This window comes from Pseudomonas sp. ADPe (assembly GCF_014843515.1).
GTDB lineage: Bacteria > Pseudomonadota > Gammaproteobacteria > Pseudomonadales > Pseudomonadaceae > Pseudomonas > Pseudomonas citronellolis.
Genome location: NZ_CP062122.1, coordinates 4,202,913 through 4,218,311 on the forward strand (window position 1 = coordinate 4,202,913; position 15,399 = coordinate 4,218,311).

The following is a 15,399-nucleotide window of genomic DNA, read 5'->3' on the forward strand; positions in this document are numbered from 1 at the left end:
CGCCCGTTGCTTCACGCGGCGCGCTCCGCTGGCCGGAACGCCCGCACCGCTGGCGCAATTCCCCCTATGGCCAAGCCCTGAACCGTGATTCACTGCTTGAAACAATGAATCCGGATTCAGAGCATGGTCTACCGTCTCACCGAAGCCCGCCTGCAGAAAGATGTGGAACTGCGCGAGCGCATTCTCCAACTGGCCCTGGCGCGGGTCGCCGAGGGCGGCTTCGCGGCGCTGACCATGCAGGGCCTGGCCGAAGAGGCGGGCATCGCCACCGGCAGCCTGTACCGGCATTTCCGCGGCAAGGGCGAACTGGCCGCCGAAGTCTTCGCCCGTGCCAGCCAGCGCGAGGTGGACGCCCTGGCCGTCGTCCTGCGCGGCCCAGGCGGGCCCGCCGGGCGCCTGGCCCGTGGCCTGCGCCAGTTCGCCCGGCGCGCCTGGGAGAGCCGGCGCCTGGCCTTCGCCCTGATCGCCGAACCGGTCGACCCCGAGGTGGACGAGCAGCGCCTGCTCTACCGCGAGGCCTATGCCGAACTGTTCATCGAACTGCTGGAAGAGGGCATGCGCAGCGGCCACTTCCACTGCGGCCCCGCGCCGCTGATCGCCGCCTGCCTGGTGGGGGCGATCGCCGAATCCCTGGTCGGCCCGCTGTCGCCGCCGGCCCGAGCCGCCCGCGATGCCGGGCAACCCAGCCCTGGCCTGGAGCAAGTCAGCCAGGCCCTCGTCGATTTCTGCCTGCGCGCCGTCGGCGCGCCCCAGCCGGAGGAACAGCGATGAACCTGCACCAGTACGCCGAGACCCACGAAGTGACCAACCAGGTGCCGCCGCTGGATGGCGCCAACCTCTACCGCATCGACCTGCCCTTGCAGGAATGGGTGCGCCGCTACGACGGCGGCTGGGCCGAGCAGCGCCTGGGAGCCTACGGCGCCCTGGCCGGCGGGCCGCTGATGGCCGCCGGCTTCCTGGCCAACGAGAACAAGCCGGTGTTCAAGAGCCACGACCGCTACGGCCACCGCATCGACCTGGTGGAGTTCCACCCGGCCTACCACGAGCTGATGCGCACGGCCATCGAGCACGGCATCCCGTCCATGCCCTGGACCGACCCGCGCGCCGGCGCCCACGTTGCCCGCGCCGGCCTGAGCTACCTGCACAGCCAGGCTGAGGCCGGCACCGGCTGCCCGCTGACCATGACCTTCGCCAGCGTCCCGGCGATCCGCCTGCAGCCGGACATCGCCGAGAAATGGCTGCCGAAGATCCTCGCCAGCGAATACGACCCGCGCAACCTGCCGATCGAGCAGAAGGCCGGCGCCACCATCGGCATGGCCATGACCGAGAAGCAGGGCGGCACCGACGTGCGCGCCAACACCACGCGCGCCTACCCGGTGGGCATCCCCGGCCCGGGCCAGGCCTACGAGCTGGTCGGGCACAAGTGGTTCTGCTCGGCGCCGATGTGCGACGCCTTCCTCACCCTGGCCTATACCGACAAGGGCCTGACCTGCTTCCTGCTGCCGCGCCACCGCCCGGACGGCACGCGCAACGAGCTCTACGTGCAGCGCCTGAAGAACAAGCTGGGCAACTGGTCCAACGCCTCCAGCGAGGTGGAGTACCGCGGCGCCCTGGCCTGGATGGTGGGCGAGGAGGGCCGCGGCGTGCCGACCATCATCGAGATGGTGGCCATGACCCGCTTCGACTGCATGGTCGGCTCCAGCGCCCTGATGCGCCAGGCGCTGACCCAGGCCGCGCACCACTGCGCCTACCGCCAGGTCGGCGGCCGGGTGCTGGCCGAACAGCCGCTGATGCAGAACGTGCTGGCCGACCTGGCCCTGGAAAGCGAGGCCGCGCTGGCCCTGACCATGCGCATGGGCCGCGCCCTGGACCACCTGCCCGACGAGCAGGAAGACAAGTTCGCCCGCCTGGTCACCGCCGTGGGCAAGTACTGGATCTGCAAACGCGCCCCGGCGATGATCAACGAAGCCGCCGAATGCCTGGGTGGCGCCGGCTACGTCGAAGACACCATCCTCCCGCGCCTGTACCGCGAGGCCCCGGTGAACTCCACCTGGGAAGGCTCGGGCAACGTCCAGTGCCTGGACGTGCTGCGCGCCCTGTCCAAGGAGCCGGGCGTACTCGACGCGCTGTTCCACGAACTCGGCGACGGCCACGGCGACGCCCGCCTGGCAGCCTTCATCGGCAACCTCAAGGCCTCCTTCGCCGACACCGCCGACATCCAGTTCCGCGCCCGCCAGCTCACCGAGGACGTGGCCGTGGCCCTGCAGGCCAAGCTGCTGCTGGAAGCCGGCAACGCCACCGTCTCCGACGCCTTCATCGGCAGCCGCCTGGGCGGCGGTGGCCGCGTCTATGGCACCCTGCCGCGCGGCACGGACGTCGAGGCGCTGGTGGCGCGGGCTACGCCGCATCTGGCGTGATGCCGCTGGCCGGGAGCCGCGAGGCTCCCGGCCTAGCCCAGCAGGCGCCGACTCAGCAGGTGTTGCAGGTCGCGGCGGCCGTCCACTACCAGATAGACGTGAATGTCCCGTTCACGCTGGCGATAGATGATGCGGTAGGGCTTGAAGAACAGCTGGCGGTATTCGCGGATGCCCAGGCTCAGCAGTTCCTTGGGGAAATTTCCGCGCTCCGGTGAGTGACTCAGCTCGCCGATGCATTCCAGCAGCATGCTCAGGACATGAACCGCATGTTGCGGCCCGTCGAATTCGGCAACGTAGTCGTGGATGGACTTCAAATCGCGTTCGGCGCCCTGCGTGATGAACACGCGATAGGGCGATTCTGCCCCCATCAGGCGTCCCCGCGCAGGCGTTTCGCCACTTCGTCCAGAGCAGCGAATCGGCCTTCCTCGATTTCCTGGTTGCCCAGTGCCAGTAGTTTCAGCAGGGCCAGGGTCTCCTGGGTTTCCTCATAGCTGCGGACGTCCTGAATCACCGCCTTGGCTTCGCCGTTCTGGGTGATGATGAGCGGCTCCTGCTGCTCGCCGAGCTGCTTGAGCACCTCTGCCGCATTGGCCTTGAGGTAACTGATGGGTTTGACCTGGGAGGAGTAGCGCATGGTGGCGGCACCTGGAAGAGTTAAGGACTGAATATAGTCTTTTAATGGTTGCCCGCACAGTGGGAGTCCTCCCGGCTGGATGGGGAACCAAGGACATGATTCAGTCATCCCCTTCCTGCAAATAAGCAGGCAAGATGGAGCTGATCGCTCAGACAGGAAGCCCACCATGAATGCCGAGCTCGGCGACGCTTTCGTCGTCGCCCATACCGCAGAAGAAGCGGTCGACCGCCTTGCCGCCTTGCACCAGCGCGCCACCGGGGCGCTCAGCCAGGCTCTGCGGCGCTACCTGAAGACCCGCGAGCAGCCGGGCGCCGAGGAGCGCGCGCTGTTCCGCTATCCGCAGCTTCGCCTGACCTACCTGTGCCAGGGCGAGGTGCCCTCGACCACCCGCGCCTATGCCAAGGTGCAGACGCCCGGCACCTATGCGGTGACCATCACCCACCCCGCGGCCTTCCGCAAATACCTGCTGGAGCAGTTGCGCCCGCTGATGGAAGACTTCACCGTGCGCATCGAGGTCGGCCCCAGCGAGCAGAACATTCCCTATCCCTACGTGGTGGAGCAGGGCGACGAGCTGGCCGGCTCGGGCGTGACCGCCGCCGAGCTGGCGCGGGTGTTCCCCAGCACCGATCTGTCGGCCACTTCCGACGGCATTGCCGACGGCCTGTACCAGTGGGAAGGCGCCGACCCCATGCCGCTGGCGCTGTTCGACGCGGCGCGCACCGACTTCTCGCTGCGCCGTCTGGTGCACTACACCGGCAGCGACTGGCGCTGCGTGCAGCCGTGGATCCTGCTGACCAACTACCACCGCTACGTCGACCAGTTCATCCACATGGGCCTGGAGCGCCTGCACGAGGACCCGCGCTTCGTGCGCATGGTGCTGCCGGGCAACGTGGTGATCGAGCGCGACATGGATCGGGGCGAGGCCAACGCCATCATCGCCGGCGTCGAGTGGCACCGTTTCCAGATGCCGGCCTATCACCTGATCGCCAGCGACGGCGACGGCGTCACCCTGATCAACATCGGCGTCGGCCCGTCCAACGCCAAGAACATCACCGACCACCTGGCCGTGCTGCGCCCGCACTGCTGGCTGATGATCGGCCACTGCGGCGGCCTGCGGCAGTCGCAGACCATCGGCGACTACGTGCTGGCCCACGCCTACATGCGTCGCGACGGCATCCTCGACCGGGTTCTGCCGCCACACATCCCGATCCCGGCGCTGGCCGAGGTGCAGGTGGCGCTGCAGGAGGCCGCGGCGCTGGTCACCGGCGAACGCGGCGAGCAGCTCAAGCGGCGCCTGCGCACCGGCACCGTGCTGACCTACGACGACCGCAACTGGGAGCTGCACTGGGCCCAGGAGCGCCCGCTGATCAACCTGGCGCGGGCCGTGGCGGTGGACATGGAGAGCGGCACCATCGCCGCCCAGGGCTACCGCCTGCGGGTGCCCTACGGCACGCTGCTGTGCGTCTCGGACAAGCCGCTGCACAGCGAGATCAAGCTGCCGGGCGCCGCCAGCGCCTTCTACCAGCGCGCGGTGAGCCAGCACCTGGCGATCGGAATCGCCGCCGTCGACCTGCTGCGCACCCAGCTCAACTCGCTGCATTCGCGCAAGCTGCGCAGTTTCGACGAGCCGCCGTTCCGTTGATCCGGCGCATGGCCACGGCCCTTTCCCGCCCGCGCGGGGAGGGGCCGTGGCAGGATGGCGCAAAGGCCGCAACCGGAGGACGCCATGGCTGAACCCCTGCAACCGACCCGCGCCGAGCGCGCTGCGCGGGTACTGTCGCTGCTCGACCTGACCTCGCTGAATGCCGACGACGATATGCCGCGCATCGTCCAGCTCTGCCGCCGGGCGTTGACGCCCTATGGCGAGGTGGCGGCGGTGTGTGTCTACCCGCGTTTCGTGCATGTGGCGCGGCGCACGCTCAATGGCTTTGGTGCGCGCTCGGTGAAGGTCGCCAGTGTGTGCAACTTTCCCGCCGGTGATGCGCCTTTGGCCGAGGTGGTGGAGGAGGTGCGGCGTACCCTTGCCGAGGGTGCTGATGAGATCGATCTGGTCTATCCCTGGCAAGCGCTCAAGGCTGGACGGGCAGATGGGGCGGTGGAACTGATTCGTGCCTGCAAGGCGCTTTGCGGGCCCTACCATCGGCTCAAGGTGATTATCGAAAGTGGCGAGTTGGGTGAGCCCGAGTTGATTCGTACGGCTTGTCGCGAGGCTATTGCCGGTGGTGCCGATTTTCTCAAGACCAGTACTGGCAAGGTGGCCGTGAACGCCACGCCTGAGGCTGCGCGGGTGATGCTGGAGTGCATCGTGGAGTCGGGCGGCAAGGTGGGACTCAAGGTGGCCGGTGGTATTCGTAGCCTGGACGATGCCGAGGTCTACCTGGCTATCGCGCAGGAGATGCTTGGGGATGACTGGATTACGTCCGAGCACCTGCGCATCGGGGCTTCGGCGTTGCTCGATGAGCTGTTGCGCGAAATGGAGGCGTGACTTTTGTAGGAGCGAGCTTGCTCGCGAATGGCGCCTCTCTGCGATGCCTCCAAAGAGCACCCTCTCCCCAGCCCTCTCCCTGAAGGGAGAGGGGGCTAGTCCGTGCCGACGTGGAAGACATGTCTCATGGAAATATCAGGCGCTATGCGGGGCATCAGGGAGTGCGGAAGTGCCAGCGCACGCCGAACGACTCCCTCTCCCTTCAGGGAGAGGGTTGGGGAGAGGGGCGGCGTTCGTATTGGCACCAATGGTTCCGGGAGACTCTGGTCGAGAGTCCCCCCACACACGAAGCTAAGGCCTACCCACCCATCCGCCCCACCAACCACTGCTCCCCCGGCTTTGGCGCACGAAACGCCTGGCTTTCCACGCCCTGTTCGTCCAGCGCCCGGGCCAGGTCGTGGACGGGGGCGAACTGGCCTTCGTCGCTGAGGCGGAAGGTGCCGAAGTGGATGGCCATGCTGCACTGCGATTCCAGCGTGCGGTGGGCCTGCACGGCGTCGTCCGGGTTCATGTGGTGGTGGCGCATGAACCAGCGCGGTTCGTAGGCGCCGATGGGCAGCGCGGCGAAGCGCATCGGCCCGAAGCGTTCGCGGATCAGCGCGAATTCCGGGCCCAGGCCGGTGTCGCCGGGGAACAGCACGGGGCCGTCCGCCGATTTCAGCACGAAGCCCAGCCACAGGGTGCGGTTGGTGTCGTAGCGCGAGCGCGCCGACCAGTGCTGCGCCGGCACGCCGGTGAGCAGCATGCCCTCGTGCAGCGGCAGGCTCTGCCACCAGTCCAGCTCGTGCACGTCGACGAAGCCGCAGGCGCGGATCAGCTCGGCGTTGCCCAGGCCGGTCACCACCTTCGCTTGCGGGAAGCGCCGGGCCAGTTCGCCCAGGCTGCCGACGTCCAGGTGGTCGTAGTGGTTGTGGCTGACCAGGATCAGGTTGATCGGCGGCAGTTCGTCCAGGGCCAGGCCCGGCGGATGGTGGCGCTTGGGGCCGACGAAGCTGAAGGGGCTGGTGCGCTCGCACCACAGCGGGTCGGTGAGGATGTTCAGGCCGCGGTGCTGGATCAGCAGGGTGGCGTGGTTGATGTAGGTGACGCGCAGTTCCTCGCCGCTGACCTGCGCCGGGGTTTCCGGACGGCGTTCGGCGCCGGGCTGTTCGATCCAGGCCAGTTGCCTGTCGCGCTCCAGCTGCCACTTGAGGAATTCACGGAAGCCGTGGTGCGGCTTGGCGTCCAGGTTGCGGAAGCGCAGGCCGTCGAAGTTCGGGCTTTGCGGCCCGCTGTAGCCGCCGCCGAGGCGGCCGGCGAGGTTGAGCAGGGTGATCAGCCAGGGGGAGCGACGGGCCTTGGGCATGGTGGGATGCTCTGCGTGCTCTTGCGGGGGAACGGTGGCACAACCTAGCATGCCGGCCCATCCTTGTGCTCCGCCGACTCGTTGCCTTTTCGCCCATGCCCCGTCCGCCTCGTCCCACCGCACGTCGTCCCGCTCCCCGCCGCGTCGCCAAGGCGCCGCCGGCGCAGCCGCGGCTGATCCTGCTGAACAAGCCGTTCGACGTGCTGACGCAATTCAGCGATGGCGAGGGCAGGGCGACGCTCAAGGACTACGTGCCGGTGCCCGGCGTCTATCCCGCCGGGCGCCTGGACCGCGACAGCGAGGGGCTGCTGCTGCTGCTGACCAACGACGGCCGCCTGCAAGCGCGCATCGCCGACCCCAGGCACAAGCTGCCGAAGACCTATTGGGTGCAGGTGGAGGGCGAGCCGGACGAGGCGCAGTTGCAGCGCCTGCGCGAAGGCGTGCAGCTCAACGATGGCCCGACGTTGCCGGCCGAGGCGCGGCGCATCGACGAGCCGCAATTGTGGGAGCGGGTGCCGCCGGTGCGTTTCCGCAAGTCGGTGCCCACTGCCTGGCTGGAACTGGTGATCCGCGAGGGGCGCAACCGCCAGGTGCGGCGCATGACGGCGGCCGTCGGCCTGCCGACCCTGCGCCTGGTGCGGGTGCGCATCGGCCCCTGGAGCCTGGACGGGCTGCAGCCGGGGGAGTGGCGCGAGGTGCAGCCCTAGGGCTGGATCAGAAACCGCCTTCCAGGCCGGCGACCACGAAGGATTTGACCAGGAAGCCGAAGACGCCGAGGCCGAGGGCGAAGAACAGCACCATGGTGCCCATGCGTCCGGCCTTGGACTTCTTGGCCAGGTCCCAGACGATGAAGGCCATGAACAGGACCAGGGCGCTGACCAGCCCGTACATCATCCAGTCTTCGAAACTCTCGTTCATTGCTGCTCCTGCCCGGCGCGGGCGCTTGAGTGGGGGCCGGAAGGTCCGGCGGTCGCGAGGACGGGCGGCATTATAAGGGCTTGGTCGCCGGTTGATCAGCGCTGTGCAGAAAGTGAGCAGAATTTCCCGCGCGGGGCCGGCGACGGCCGAAGAAGTCCCGCCGCAGCGGCCCCGGCGGGAAATAGTCGAGCGCCGGGCGGCGCTGGCAGGACGCGGGGTGCGCGGATTTGTCGCAGTGGGCGTCCTTCGTAGGAGCGAGCTTGCTCGCGAATGAGCCCCGCGGCGGAATCTGTTCGCGAGCAAGCTCGCTCCTACGAGAAGCCGTGCCTGCCCATGCGGTCGTGGTGATGGGTATCGCTTCGCTCAACGCCATCCTACGTGTCTTGTGTTTGCCTGAGAGCGTAGGAGCGGACCTTGTCCGCGATTCGCGCGCAGGGCGCGCTCCTACATTTGCCGGGTCAGCTGCGCAGGTGCTCCAGCGGCAGCTCGGTGCTGGCCATGATGTTGCGCAGCACGAAGCTCGACCGCACGCTGGTCACGCCCTCGATGCGCGTCAGGGTGCCGAGCAGGAAGTGCTGGTAGTGCTCCATGTCCGGCACCATCACCTTCAGCTGGTAGTCCGCATCCATCCCGGTGACCAGGCTGCACTCCAGCACCTCCGGGCACTGGGCGATGATCGACTGGAAGTGCTCGAAGCGCTCCGGGGTGTGCCTGTCCATGCCGATCAGGACGAAGGCGGTGAGGCTCAGGCCGAGCTTCTTGCTGTCCAGCAGGGCGACCTGGCGCAGGATGTAGCCGTCGTCTTCCAGTTGCTTGACGCGCCGCGAGCAGGGCGAGGGCGACAGGCCGATGCGTTCGGCCAGCTCCTGGTTGGAGATGCGCGCGTCGCGCTGCAATTCGGCGAGGATTCGCAGGTCGTAGCGGTCCAGTTTGTTCATTGTGGCCTCGAAAATTTATCGGCTTGCATGTTTTTATACATTCTTGGGGATTTATTGCGCAATGGATAGTTTGATGCGCAATCTTCGCAATCCGCTGCCGCTTCGCTCCCCGTAACATGGCTCCAGAAATCACGGCCCGGACCCATACGTCCACGGCGATCCGCCCAATCAGGCGCATCGCGGCCTGCCGACCCGATCGGGTCGCCCAGGCCACCGGGCTACGCACCGCCCAGAAGGTGGAGCGAGGTGAGCCGGCGCCAGGAGCGACGAGCCAGGACGAATTTCCCGAGGGGAGGTCACTGACCTCCCTTTTTTCTTGCCTGCGATTCGCCCGCCGACCTTTACCTTGACTTTACCCTGGCCCCGGGGATGCGCGGCCTGCGCGGTTGTCTATCTGTCATGCAAACGAGTGAGATCGGCCGGCAGGCCGCTGCGAGGCATTCATGAAGTCGGGCATCTGGCGTCTGGCATCCGTTGGGTTGCTGTCACTGGCCATCGCTGGCCAGGCCTTCGCCGAAGGGCAGGGGCCCGGGCAGGGCGGCCATGGCGGACAGGGTGGGCATGGTGGCGGAAATGGGGGCGGCCAGTGGCAGGGCCGTCCGCAGGGCAACCAGGGCAACCAATGGCAGGGGCGTCCGCAGGGCAACCAAGGCAACCAATGGCAAGGCCGGCCGCAGGGCAACCAGGGCGGCCAGTGGCAGGGCCGGCCGCAAGGCAACCAGGGCGGCCAGTGGCAAGGCCGGCCGCAAGGCAGCCAGGGCAACCAATGGCAAGGCCGACCGCAGGGCAACCAGGGCGGTCAATGGCAAGGCCGGCCCCAGGGCAACCAGGCCAGCCAGGGACAAGGCCGACCCCAGAACGACTGGAACGGCCAATCGCCGGGCCGCCCCGCCACCGGTCATGACGACCGCGGCCCCGACCACCGTCCCGGGAACTGGACCACCCAGTGGTCCAGCCCCAACCAGGGTGGCGGCAATGGCCACGGCCCCGGCCGGCCTTCCGGCGGAGGCGGTTCCTGGCAGGGCCGGCCGCCGCCCGCGCCCGGCAATGCCTGGCATGGCCGCCCGGGCGGCAACTGGGGGCCGCATCCGTCGAACTGGCGGCCGGGCTATGTGGTGGACCGCGTGCCCTCGGGCTATTACCGGGTGCCCTGGCGCGGCAGCGACTACTTCTTCAACGACGGCTACTGGTACCGCCCCCATGGCGCGCGTTACGTGGTGGTGGTGCCGCCCTACGGCGTGCGGGTGAGCTACCTGCCGTCCTATGCTGAGCAACTGTGGTTCGGCAGCATGCTGTACTTCCTCGCTGCCGGCACCTACTACCTGTTCGACAATTCCTCGCAGACCTACGAGGTGGTGCCGCCCCCGCCGCAAGTGGCGCAGGCCCCGGCGCCGACGGGCAACCCCTACGACGTGATCGCCTACCCGATGTACGGGCAGAGCCCGCAGCAGCAGGCCCAGGACCACTACGAGTGCCATACCTGGGCGGTCGGGCAGAGCGGCTTCGACCCGGCCATGGCCGGCTACGCGCCGTCGCAGCAGGCCGTGGATACCTACCGCGGCGCGCTGGGCAGTTGCCTGCAGGGGCGCGGCTACAGCATCAACTGATGGTTTCCCGGCCCACCACTTCCAGCGGGTCTGCGTGTACCAGCACCTCGGCCCGGGGGAACTCGGCGCGGATCGCCAGTACGGCTTGATCGCACAGGGTGTGGGCCTGGGACAGGCGCATGTCGCCGGGCAGCTCCAGGTGCAACTGGACGAACCAGCGATCGCCGGAAATCCGCGTGCGCAGGTCGTGTGCACCGACTACTCCGGGCACCTGGCGCACCAGTTCGAGCATGCGCTCGCTGACGTCCGCCGGCAGTTCCTCGTCCATCAGCACCGCCACCGACTCGCGGGCGATGCGCACGGCGCTCCAGAGGATGTAGGCGGCGATGCCCAGGCCGAAGAACGCGTCCATCCGCGGGAAGCCGTAGTGCGCCAGCAGCAGGGCGACCAGGATGCTGCTGTTGAGCAGCAGGTCGGAGCGGTAGTGCAGCGAGTCGGCCTGCACCGCCAGCGAGCCGGTGCGCTTGATGACGTAGCGCTGCACGCCCAGCAGCGCGGCGGTCAGGGCCAGCGACAGCAGCATCACCAGGATGCCCCAGCCGGTGGCGCCCAGCGGTTCGGGGTGCTGCAGGCGGTCCAGCGCCTGGGAGCCGATGAGCACGGCGCTGACCGAGATGAACAGCGCCTGGCCCATGCCCGACAGCGACTCCGCCTTGCCGTGGCCGTAGCGGTGGTCGTCGTCCGCCGGGCGCAGCGAATAGCGCACCGCCAGCAGGTTGAGCAGCGAGGCGGCGCCGTCGAGCAGGGAGTCGGTCAGGCCGGCCAGCAGGCTCACCGAGCCGCTGTGCCACCAGGCCAGGGCCTTGGCCACTACCAGGGTGACGGCCACCGCCAGCGAGGCGCTGGTGGCCAGGTGCAGCAGGCGGGCGCGTCGGTTGTCCAAGTTCAGCGGGTGTCCTGGCGTTGCGGCAGGAAATAGATGTAGTCGAGCAGCGGCGCCGGCTGGCCGAGGGCGGTGAGCGCGGCGCTCATCTGCCCGCGGTGGTGGGTGCCGTGGTTGACCAGGTGCTGGACGATGTCGGCCAGGCTCTGGCGGTGGTCCTGGCCGGCCATGTTGCGGTATTCCAGCAGCTTGCCGAGGTCGCGCTCGTCCTGCCGGGCCAGCCACTGCTTCCAGCCGTGCACGCCCTCGCGGAGGAAGTCGGCCAGGGCTGCGCGGTCCGGCGCGGCCTCGCTGTCCAGGCGGGTGAACTGCCAGGGCCGGCCGACGACGCGATCGAGCCAGATGCGGTCGACCACCGCGAGGTGGTTGAGGGTGCCGTGCAGGCTGCCGAAGAACAGCCCGCGCGGTTCGCGGTAGGCGGCCTCGTCCAGGGGCGCGACGGCCTCGAGGATGCGTTCGTGGGCCCACAGATGGTAGTCGAGGAGTTTTTCCAGGTGGCGCCCCAGTGCCGCGTGCATGTCAGCCCTCCAGCTTGAGCCCCAGGCTGGCCAGCTGCTGCGGGTTGCCGACGCGCTGGATCAGGCGTGGGTCGTCCAGCGGCAGGGCACGGCCGGTCTCGCGTTCGATGATTGCCTTGAGTTTAGTCCGGTCCACCTGGCCGTCGGCGCCGACCGCCTCGTGCAGTTTCTCGGGGGCGACGGAGTATTTCTCGTCCGGCAGATAGATGGCTCCGGTGGCGAAGTCTACGCCGAAGGCGATCAGCCCCGGGATGATGTAGAACAACAGTCCGATGGCGTCGAACACGGCGATGGCCGGGTCGATGCGGCCGTCGATCTGGCCGCGGCGGTCGGGGTAGAACAGGGTGCCGCAGGCGGCCAGTTGGCTCAGCAGGGCTGCGCTGAGAACCGCGCAGGAAACTCGGGTGGCAAGACGCATCTAGGACCTCCGGAATAGGCTTCGGGCAACTATATCAATGCGGCGCAGGGGCCTCTATCGTCGGCCGCCGCCCTTGTTGCATAGGACTGCGGCGGGTCGGTCGTGGTTCGCCGTTATAATCGCCGGTTCGTTGTTTCCGCGTGCTTAAGGGTGGATGAAATATAGCCATGAATGCCCTTCCCATCGATGCCATTCTGCCATCCCTGCGCCAGGCCCTGGGCGAGCGCCACGAGGCCGTGCTGGAGGCGCCGCCCGGCGCCGGCAAGACCACCCGGGTGCCGCTGGCGCTGCTCGACGAGCCCTGGCTGGCCGGGCAGGGCATCCTCATGCTCGAACCGCGCCGCCTGGCCGCCCGCGCCGCGGCCGAGCGCCTGGCCGCGGAGCTGGGGGAGAAGGTCGGCGACACGGTCGGCTACCGCATCCGCCTGGACAGCAGGGTAGGGCCGAAGACGCGCATCGAGGTGGTCACCGAGGGCATCCTCACCCGCCGCCTGCAGGACGACCCGGCGCTGGAAGGCGTGGGCCTGGTGATCTTCGACGAATTCCATGAGCGCAGCCTGGACGCCGACCTGGCCCTGGCGCTGACCCTGAACGGCCGCGAGCTGCTGCGCGACACGCCGCTGAAGGTGCTGGTGATGTCCGCCACCCTGGAGGGCGAGCGGTTGTCCGCCTTGCTCGACGAGGCGCCGGTGGTGCGCAGCGAGGGGCGCATGTTCCCGGTGGAGCTGCGCTGGGGACGGCCCTGGCAGGCTGGCGAATTCGTCGAGCCGCGGGTGGTGCAGACGGTGCTCCAGGCCCTGGCCGACGAGCCCGGCAGCCTGCTGGTGTTCCTCCCGGGGCAGGCGGAGATTCGCCGCGTCGCCGAGCAACTGGGCGAGGCCCTGGCCGGGCGCGACGAGGTGCTGCTGTGCCCGCTGCACGGCGAACTGGAGCTGTCCGCCCAGCGCGCCGCTATCGAGCCGGCGCCGCCCGGCAAGCGCAAGGTGGTGCTGGCCACCAACATCGCCGAGACCAGCCTGACCATCGACGGCGTGCGCGTGGTGGTGGACGCCGGGCTGGCGCGGGTACCGCGCTTCGACCCGGGCAGCGGCATGACCCGCCTGGAGACCCAGCGCATTTCCCGCGCCTCGGCCACCCAGCGCGCCGGCCGCGCCGGACGCCTGGAGCCGGGCGTGTGCTACCGGCTGTGGTCGGAGGCGCAGCATGAGCAACTGCCGGCCTACGGCACGGCGGAAATCCTCCAGGCCGACCTCGCCGGCCTGGCGCTGCAACTGGGCCGCTGGGGCGTGGCGCCGGAGGAGCTGGCCTGGCTCGACGTGCCGCCGGCGGCGGCCTATGCCCAGGCCCGCGAGCTGCTCGCGCGTCTCGGTGCACTGAACGACAGCGGCGCGCTGAACGCCCACGGCCAGGCCATGGCCGAACTGCCGGCGCACCCGCGCATCGCCCACCTGCTGCTGCGCGGCCAGGCGCTGGGCCTGGGCAGCCTGGCCTGCGACGTCGCCGCCTTGCTGGGCGAGCGCGACATCCTGCGCGGCGCTGGCGCCGACCTGCACGAACGCACGGCGCTGCTTGCCAGAGAGTCGGCCGGCAACCGCGCCAGTCGCGGCGCAGTACAACGGGCCAAGCAACTGGCCCGGCAGTTCCGCGGCTACCTGCGCGGCAAGCCGAGCGAAGCGGTGGCCGACCCCGACCACCCGCGCTGGCTGGGCGCGCTGCTGGCCTTCGCCTATCCCGACCGCGTGGCCCGCCAGCGTCGCGAGGGCGGCGGCGAATACCGCCTGGCCAACGGCCGCGCCGCGCAGTTCGGTGAGCCGGATGCATTGATGAAGGAACCCTGGCTGGTGGTCGCCGACCTCGGCAGCCGCCAGGGCCAGCGCGAAGAACGCATCTACCTGGCCGCCGCCCTGGACGCGGCGCTGTTCGATACTGTGCTGGCCGAGCAGGTGAAGGTGCACGACGAACTGGACTGGGACGAGCGCGAAGGCGTGCTGCGCGCCGAACGCCAGCGCAAGGTCGGCGAACTGGTGCTCAGTCGCGAGGCGCTGCCCGGCCTCGACGCCGAAGCCCGCAGCCGCGCGCTGCTCGGCCTGGTGCGGCGCAAGGGCCTGGAACTGCTGCCCTGGACCCCGGAACTGCGCCAGTGGCAGGGGCGGGTGAACCTGCTGCGCCGCCTCGACCTGGAAGGCAAGGGCGAAAGCGAGTGGCCGGACGTTAGCGATGCGGCCCTGCTGGCCTCCCTGGAGGACTGGCTGCTGCCATACCTGGGCAAGGTCTCGCGCCTGGCCCACTTCGCCAACCTGGAACTGCCCGGCATCCTCCACGGCCTGCTGCCCTGGCCGCTGCCGCAACGCCTGGACGAACTGGCGCCACGCACCCTGCAGGTGCCGTCCGGCTCGAACATCCGCCTGGACTACAGCGAATTCCCGACGGTCCTGGCGGTGCGCCTGCAGGAACTGTTCGGCCTGGCCGACACCCCGCGCATCGCCGGCGGCCGCCTGGCGGTGAAACTGCACCTGCTGTCGCCGGCACAGCGCCCGGTGCAGGTGACCCAGGACCTGGCCAACTTCTGGCGCAGCACCTACGCCGAGGTGAAGAAGGACCTCAAGGGCCGCTACCCCAAGCACTACTGGCCGGATGACCCGCTGATCGCCGAACCCACCGCCCGGGCCAAGCCGCGCAAATGAATGTGAGTCGGAATTAAAATGCCGATTTATAGGGGGCGGAAGGGATGAACCGGAATTTTATTGCCGAAAAAGGCTGATGGGGCCTGCTATGAGGAACATCACCACCGAGGAGCGCCAGCGGCTGATCGACGACATTCTGCGGGCGAATGTGCAGGGGCGGGAGTCGCTCGGTGTTTCCATTCGCCGGTTGCGCGTCGAGGTCACCGGGCTCGACCAGGACACCTTCGCCGCCATGTGCAGGATATCGACGAAGGCGCTCTACCAGCTCGAGAGCGACAAGGGAAACCCCACCATCGGGACGCTCAATGGCATCCTCAACAAATTCGGCATGCGGATGACGCTGGGTGCGATCGTGGCTGATGCGCTGCTTCCGGCGCGGCCCGCCAAGGCCGAGGGCCGGTTCCTTCCACGCGGCACCAGCCCCGCCATGGCAAAGCGCCGGGCGGCGGCAGGAGCCACTGGGAAACCCAGGGCCTGAAACACCGCCGATGGCAAGCCCCGCGAGCGGCTTTTCGGCTGATTCCGAGGCGCTGCGGGCGCAGCGCCGCGGGG

The 15,399-nt window shown here is 68.8% G+C and carries 16 protein-coding genes; 8 read left to right on the forward strand and 8 right to left on the reverse strand.

Going from position 1 to position 15,399, the window contains the following annotated elements; genetic code table 11:
• Nucleotides 1–123: 123 nt before the first annotated feature.
• A complete protein-coding gene (locus IG194_RS19075; protein WP_058488473.1) occupies nucleotides 124–771 on the forward strand; it encodes a TetR/AcrR family transcriptional regulator in 648 nt (215 codons plus the stop codon).
• The gene (locus IG194_RS19080; RefSeq protein ID WP_058488474.1) at nucleotides 768–2,417 is read left to right on the forward strand and encodes an acyl-CoA dehydrogenase family protein; all 1,650 of its coding nucleotides are present in this window, start codon (nucleotides 768–770) and stop codon (nucleotides 2,415–2,417) included. The genes IG194_RS19075 and IG194_RS19080 overlap by 4 nt, the downstream gene beginning before the upstream one ends.
• A gap of 32 nt (nucleotides 2,418–2,449) precedes the next feature.
• Here IG194_RS19080 and IG194_RS19085 read toward each other — a convergent pair whose 3' ends face one another.
• Both IG194_RS19085 and IG194_RS19090 read right to left on the reverse strand, forming a co-directional pair.
• Nucleotides 2,450–2,785, reverse strand: a complete 336-nt coding sequence (locus IG194_RS19085; protein WP_009617370.1) for a type II toxin-antitoxin system RelE/ParE family toxin — start codon at nucleotides 2,783–2,785, stop codon at nucleotides 2,450–2,452.
• Complete coding sequence (locus tag IG194_RS19090) at nucleotides 2,785–3,051, reverse strand: type II toxin-antitoxin system Phd/YefM family antitoxin (RefSeq protein ID WP_009617373.1); 267 nt, start codon at nucleotides 3,049–3,051, stop codon at nucleotides 2,785–2,787. The genes IG194_RS19085 and IG194_RS19090 overlap by 1 nt, the downstream gene beginning before the upstream one ends.
• Nucleotides 3,052–3,217: 166 nt before the next feature.
• Between IG194_RS19090 and amn the strand changes: the two genes are divergently transcribed.
• Both amn and deoC read left to right on the forward strand, forming a co-directional pair.
• Nucleotides 3,218–4,693, forward strand: coding sequence for an AMP nucleosidase (gene amn, locus IG194_RS19095; RefSeq protein ID WP_009617376.1), 1,476 nt, complete (start codon nucleotides 3,218–3,220; stop codon nucleotides 4,691–4,693).
• An 84-nt stretch (nucleotides 4,694–4,777) separates the two neighbouring features.
• On the forward strand, nucleotides 4,778–5,536 hold the full coding sequence (deoC, locus tag IG194_RS19100; protein WP_058488475.1) for a deoxyribose-phosphate aldolase: 759 nt from the start codon (nucleotides 4,778–4,780) through the stop codon (nucleotides 5,534–5,536).
• Nucleotides 5,537–5,834: 298 nt separating this feature from the next.
• Here the strand turns inward: deoC and IG194_RS19105 are convergent, their stop codons facing one another.
• On the reverse strand, nucleotides 5,835–6,881 hold the full coding sequence (locus IG194_RS19105; RefSeq protein ID WP_043313712.1) for an MBL fold metallo-hydrolase: 1,047 nt from the start codon (nucleotides 6,879–6,881) through the stop codon (nucleotides 5,835–5,837).
• A 95-nt stretch (nucleotides 6,882–6,976) separates the two neighbouring features.
• Here IG194_RS19105 and IG194_RS19110 point away from each other — a divergent pair, with 95 nt between their 5' ends.
• A complete protein-coding gene (locus IG194_RS19110; protein WP_058488476.1) occupies nucleotides 6,977–7,588 on the forward strand; it encodes a pseudouridine synthase in 612 nt (203 codons plus the stop codon).
• A 7-nt stretch (nucleotides 7,589–7,595) separates the two neighbouring features.
• Here the strand turns inward: IG194_RS19110 and IG194_RS19115 are convergent, their stop codons facing one another.
• Nucleotides 7,596–7,799 (reverse strand): DUF2788 domain-containing protein, encoded by a 204-nt coding sequence (locus IG194_RS19115; protein WP_009617380.1) that lies wholly within the window; start codon nucleotides 7,797–7,799, stop codon nucleotides 7,596–7,598.
• Between the two features lie 458 nt (nucleotides 7,800–8,257).
• Nucleotides 8,258–8,737 (reverse strand): Lrp/AsnC family transcriptional regulator, encoded by a 480-nt coding sequence (locus tag IG194_RS19120; protein ID WP_009617381.1) that lies wholly within the window; start codon nucleotides 8,735–8,737, stop codon nucleotides 8,258–8,260.
• A 443-nt stretch (nucleotides 8,738–9,180) separates the two neighbouring features.
• Here IG194_RS19120 and IG194_RS19125 point away from each other — a divergent pair, with 443 nt between their 5' ends.
• Complete coding sequence (locus tag IG194_RS19125; RefSeq protein WP_064987591.1) at nucleotides 9,181–10,344, forward strand: DUF6515 family protein; 1,164 nt, start codon at nucleotides 9,181–9,183, stop codon at nucleotides 10,342–10,344.
• On the opposite strand, the gene IG194_RS19130 is transcribed toward IG194_RS19125, so the two are convergent.
• Genes IG194_RS19130 through IG194_RS19140 form a run of 3 tightly spaced genes read right to left on the reverse strand, consistent with a single transcriptional unit; the run spans nucleotide 10,337 to nucleotide 12,163 of the window.
• Nucleotides 10,337–11,227, reverse strand: a complete 891-nt coding sequence (locus IG194_RS19130; protein WP_412535682.1) for a cation diffusion facilitator family transporter — start codon at nucleotides 11,225–11,227, stop codon at nucleotides 10,337–10,339. The genes IG194_RS19125 and IG194_RS19130 overlap by 8 nt on opposite strands.
• A gap of 2 nt (nucleotides 11,228–11,229) precedes the next feature.
• Nucleotides 11,230–11,745: a DinB family protein gene (locus IG194_RS19135; RefSeq protein ID WP_058488478.1), complete on the reverse strand. Its 516-nt coding sequence runs from the start codon at nucleotides 11,743–11,745 to the stop codon at nucleotides 11,230–11,232.
• A gap of 1 nt (nucleotide 11,746) precedes the next feature.
• On the reverse strand, nucleotides 11,747–12,163 hold the full coding sequence (locus tag IG194_RS19140; protein WP_009617385.1) for a hypothetical protein: 417 nt from the start codon (nucleotides 12,161–12,163) through the stop codon (nucleotides 11,747–11,749).
• 167 nt (nucleotides 12,164–12,330) lie between these two features.
• Here IG194_RS19140 and hrpB point away from each other — a divergent pair, with 167 nt between their 5' ends.
• The gene (gene hrpB / locus IG194_RS19145; RefSeq protein WP_058488479.1) at nucleotides 12,331–14,847 is read left to right on the forward strand and encodes an ATP-dependent helicase HrpB; all 2,517 of its coding nucleotides are present in this window, start codon (nucleotides 12,331–12,333) and stop codon (nucleotides 14,845–14,847) included.
• A gap of 88 nt (nucleotides 14,848–14,935) precedes the next feature.
• Complete coding sequence (locus IG194_RS19150) at nucleotides 14,936–15,325, forward strand: helix-turn-helix domain-containing protein (protein WP_058071556.1); 390 nt, start codon at nucleotides 14,936–14,938, stop codon at nucleotides 15,323–15,325.
• Nucleotides 15,326–15,399 lie beyond the last annotated feature (74 nt).

Coding starts and splice junctions, on each gene's coding strand:
- IG194_RS19125 (WP_064987591.1), top strand. CDS start 9,181: ATGAAGTCGGGCATCTGGCGTCTGGCATCCGTTGGGTTGCTGTCACTG.
- IG194_RS19120 (WP_009617381.1), bottom strand. CDS start 8,737: ATGAACAAACTGGACCGCTACGACCTGCGAATCCTCGCCGAATTGCAG.
- IG194_RS19075 (WP_058488473.1), top strand. CDS start 124: ATGGTCTACCGTCTCACCGAAGCCCGCCTGCAGAAAGATGTGGAACTG.
- hrpB (WP_058488479.1), top strand. CDS start 12,331: ATGAATGCCCTTCCCATCGATGCCATTCTGCCATCCCTGCGCCAGGCC.
- IG194_RS19115 (WP_009617380.1), bottom strand. CDS start 7,799: ATGAACGAGAGTTTCGAAGACTGGATGATGTACGGGCTGGTCAGCGCC.
- IG194_RS19135 (WP_058488478.1), bottom strand. CDS start 11,745: ATGCACGCGGCACTGGGGCGCCACCTGGAAAAACTCCTCGACTACCAT.
- deoC (WP_058488475.1), top strand. CDS start 4,778: ATGGCTGAACCCCTGCAACCGACCCGCGCCGAGCGCGCTGCGCGGGTA.
- IG194_RS19150 (WP_058071556.1), top strand. CDS start 14,936: ATGAGGAACATCACCACCGAGGAGCGCCAGCGGCTGATCGACGACATT.
- IG194_RS19105 (WP_043313712.1), bottom strand. CDS start 6,881: ATGCCCAAGGCCCGTCGCTCCCCCTGGCTGATCACCCTGCTCAACCTC.
- IG194_RS19085 (WP_009617370.1), bottom strand. CDS start 2,785: ATGGGGGCAGAATCGCCCTATCGCGTGTTCATCACGCAGGGCGCCGAA.
- IG194_RS19110 (WP_058488476.1), top strand. CDS start 6,977: ATGCCCCGTCCGCCTCGTCCCACCGCACGTCGTCCCGCTCCCCGCCGC.
- IG194_RS19140 (WP_009617385.1), bottom strand. CDS start 12,163: ATGCGTCTTGCCACCCGAGTTTCCTGCGCGGTTCTCAGCGCAGCCCTG.
- IG194_RS19090 (WP_009617373.1), bottom strand. CDS start 3,051: ATGCGCTACTCCTCCCAGGTCAAACCCATCAGTTACCTCAAGGCCAAT.
- amn (WP_009617376.1), top strand. CDS start 3,218: ATGAATGCCGAGCTCGGCGACGCTTTCGTCGTCGCCCATACCGCAGAA.
- IG194_RS19080 (WP_058488474.1), top strand. CDS start 768: ATGAACCTGCACCAGTACGCCGAGACCCACGAAGTGACCAACCAGGTG.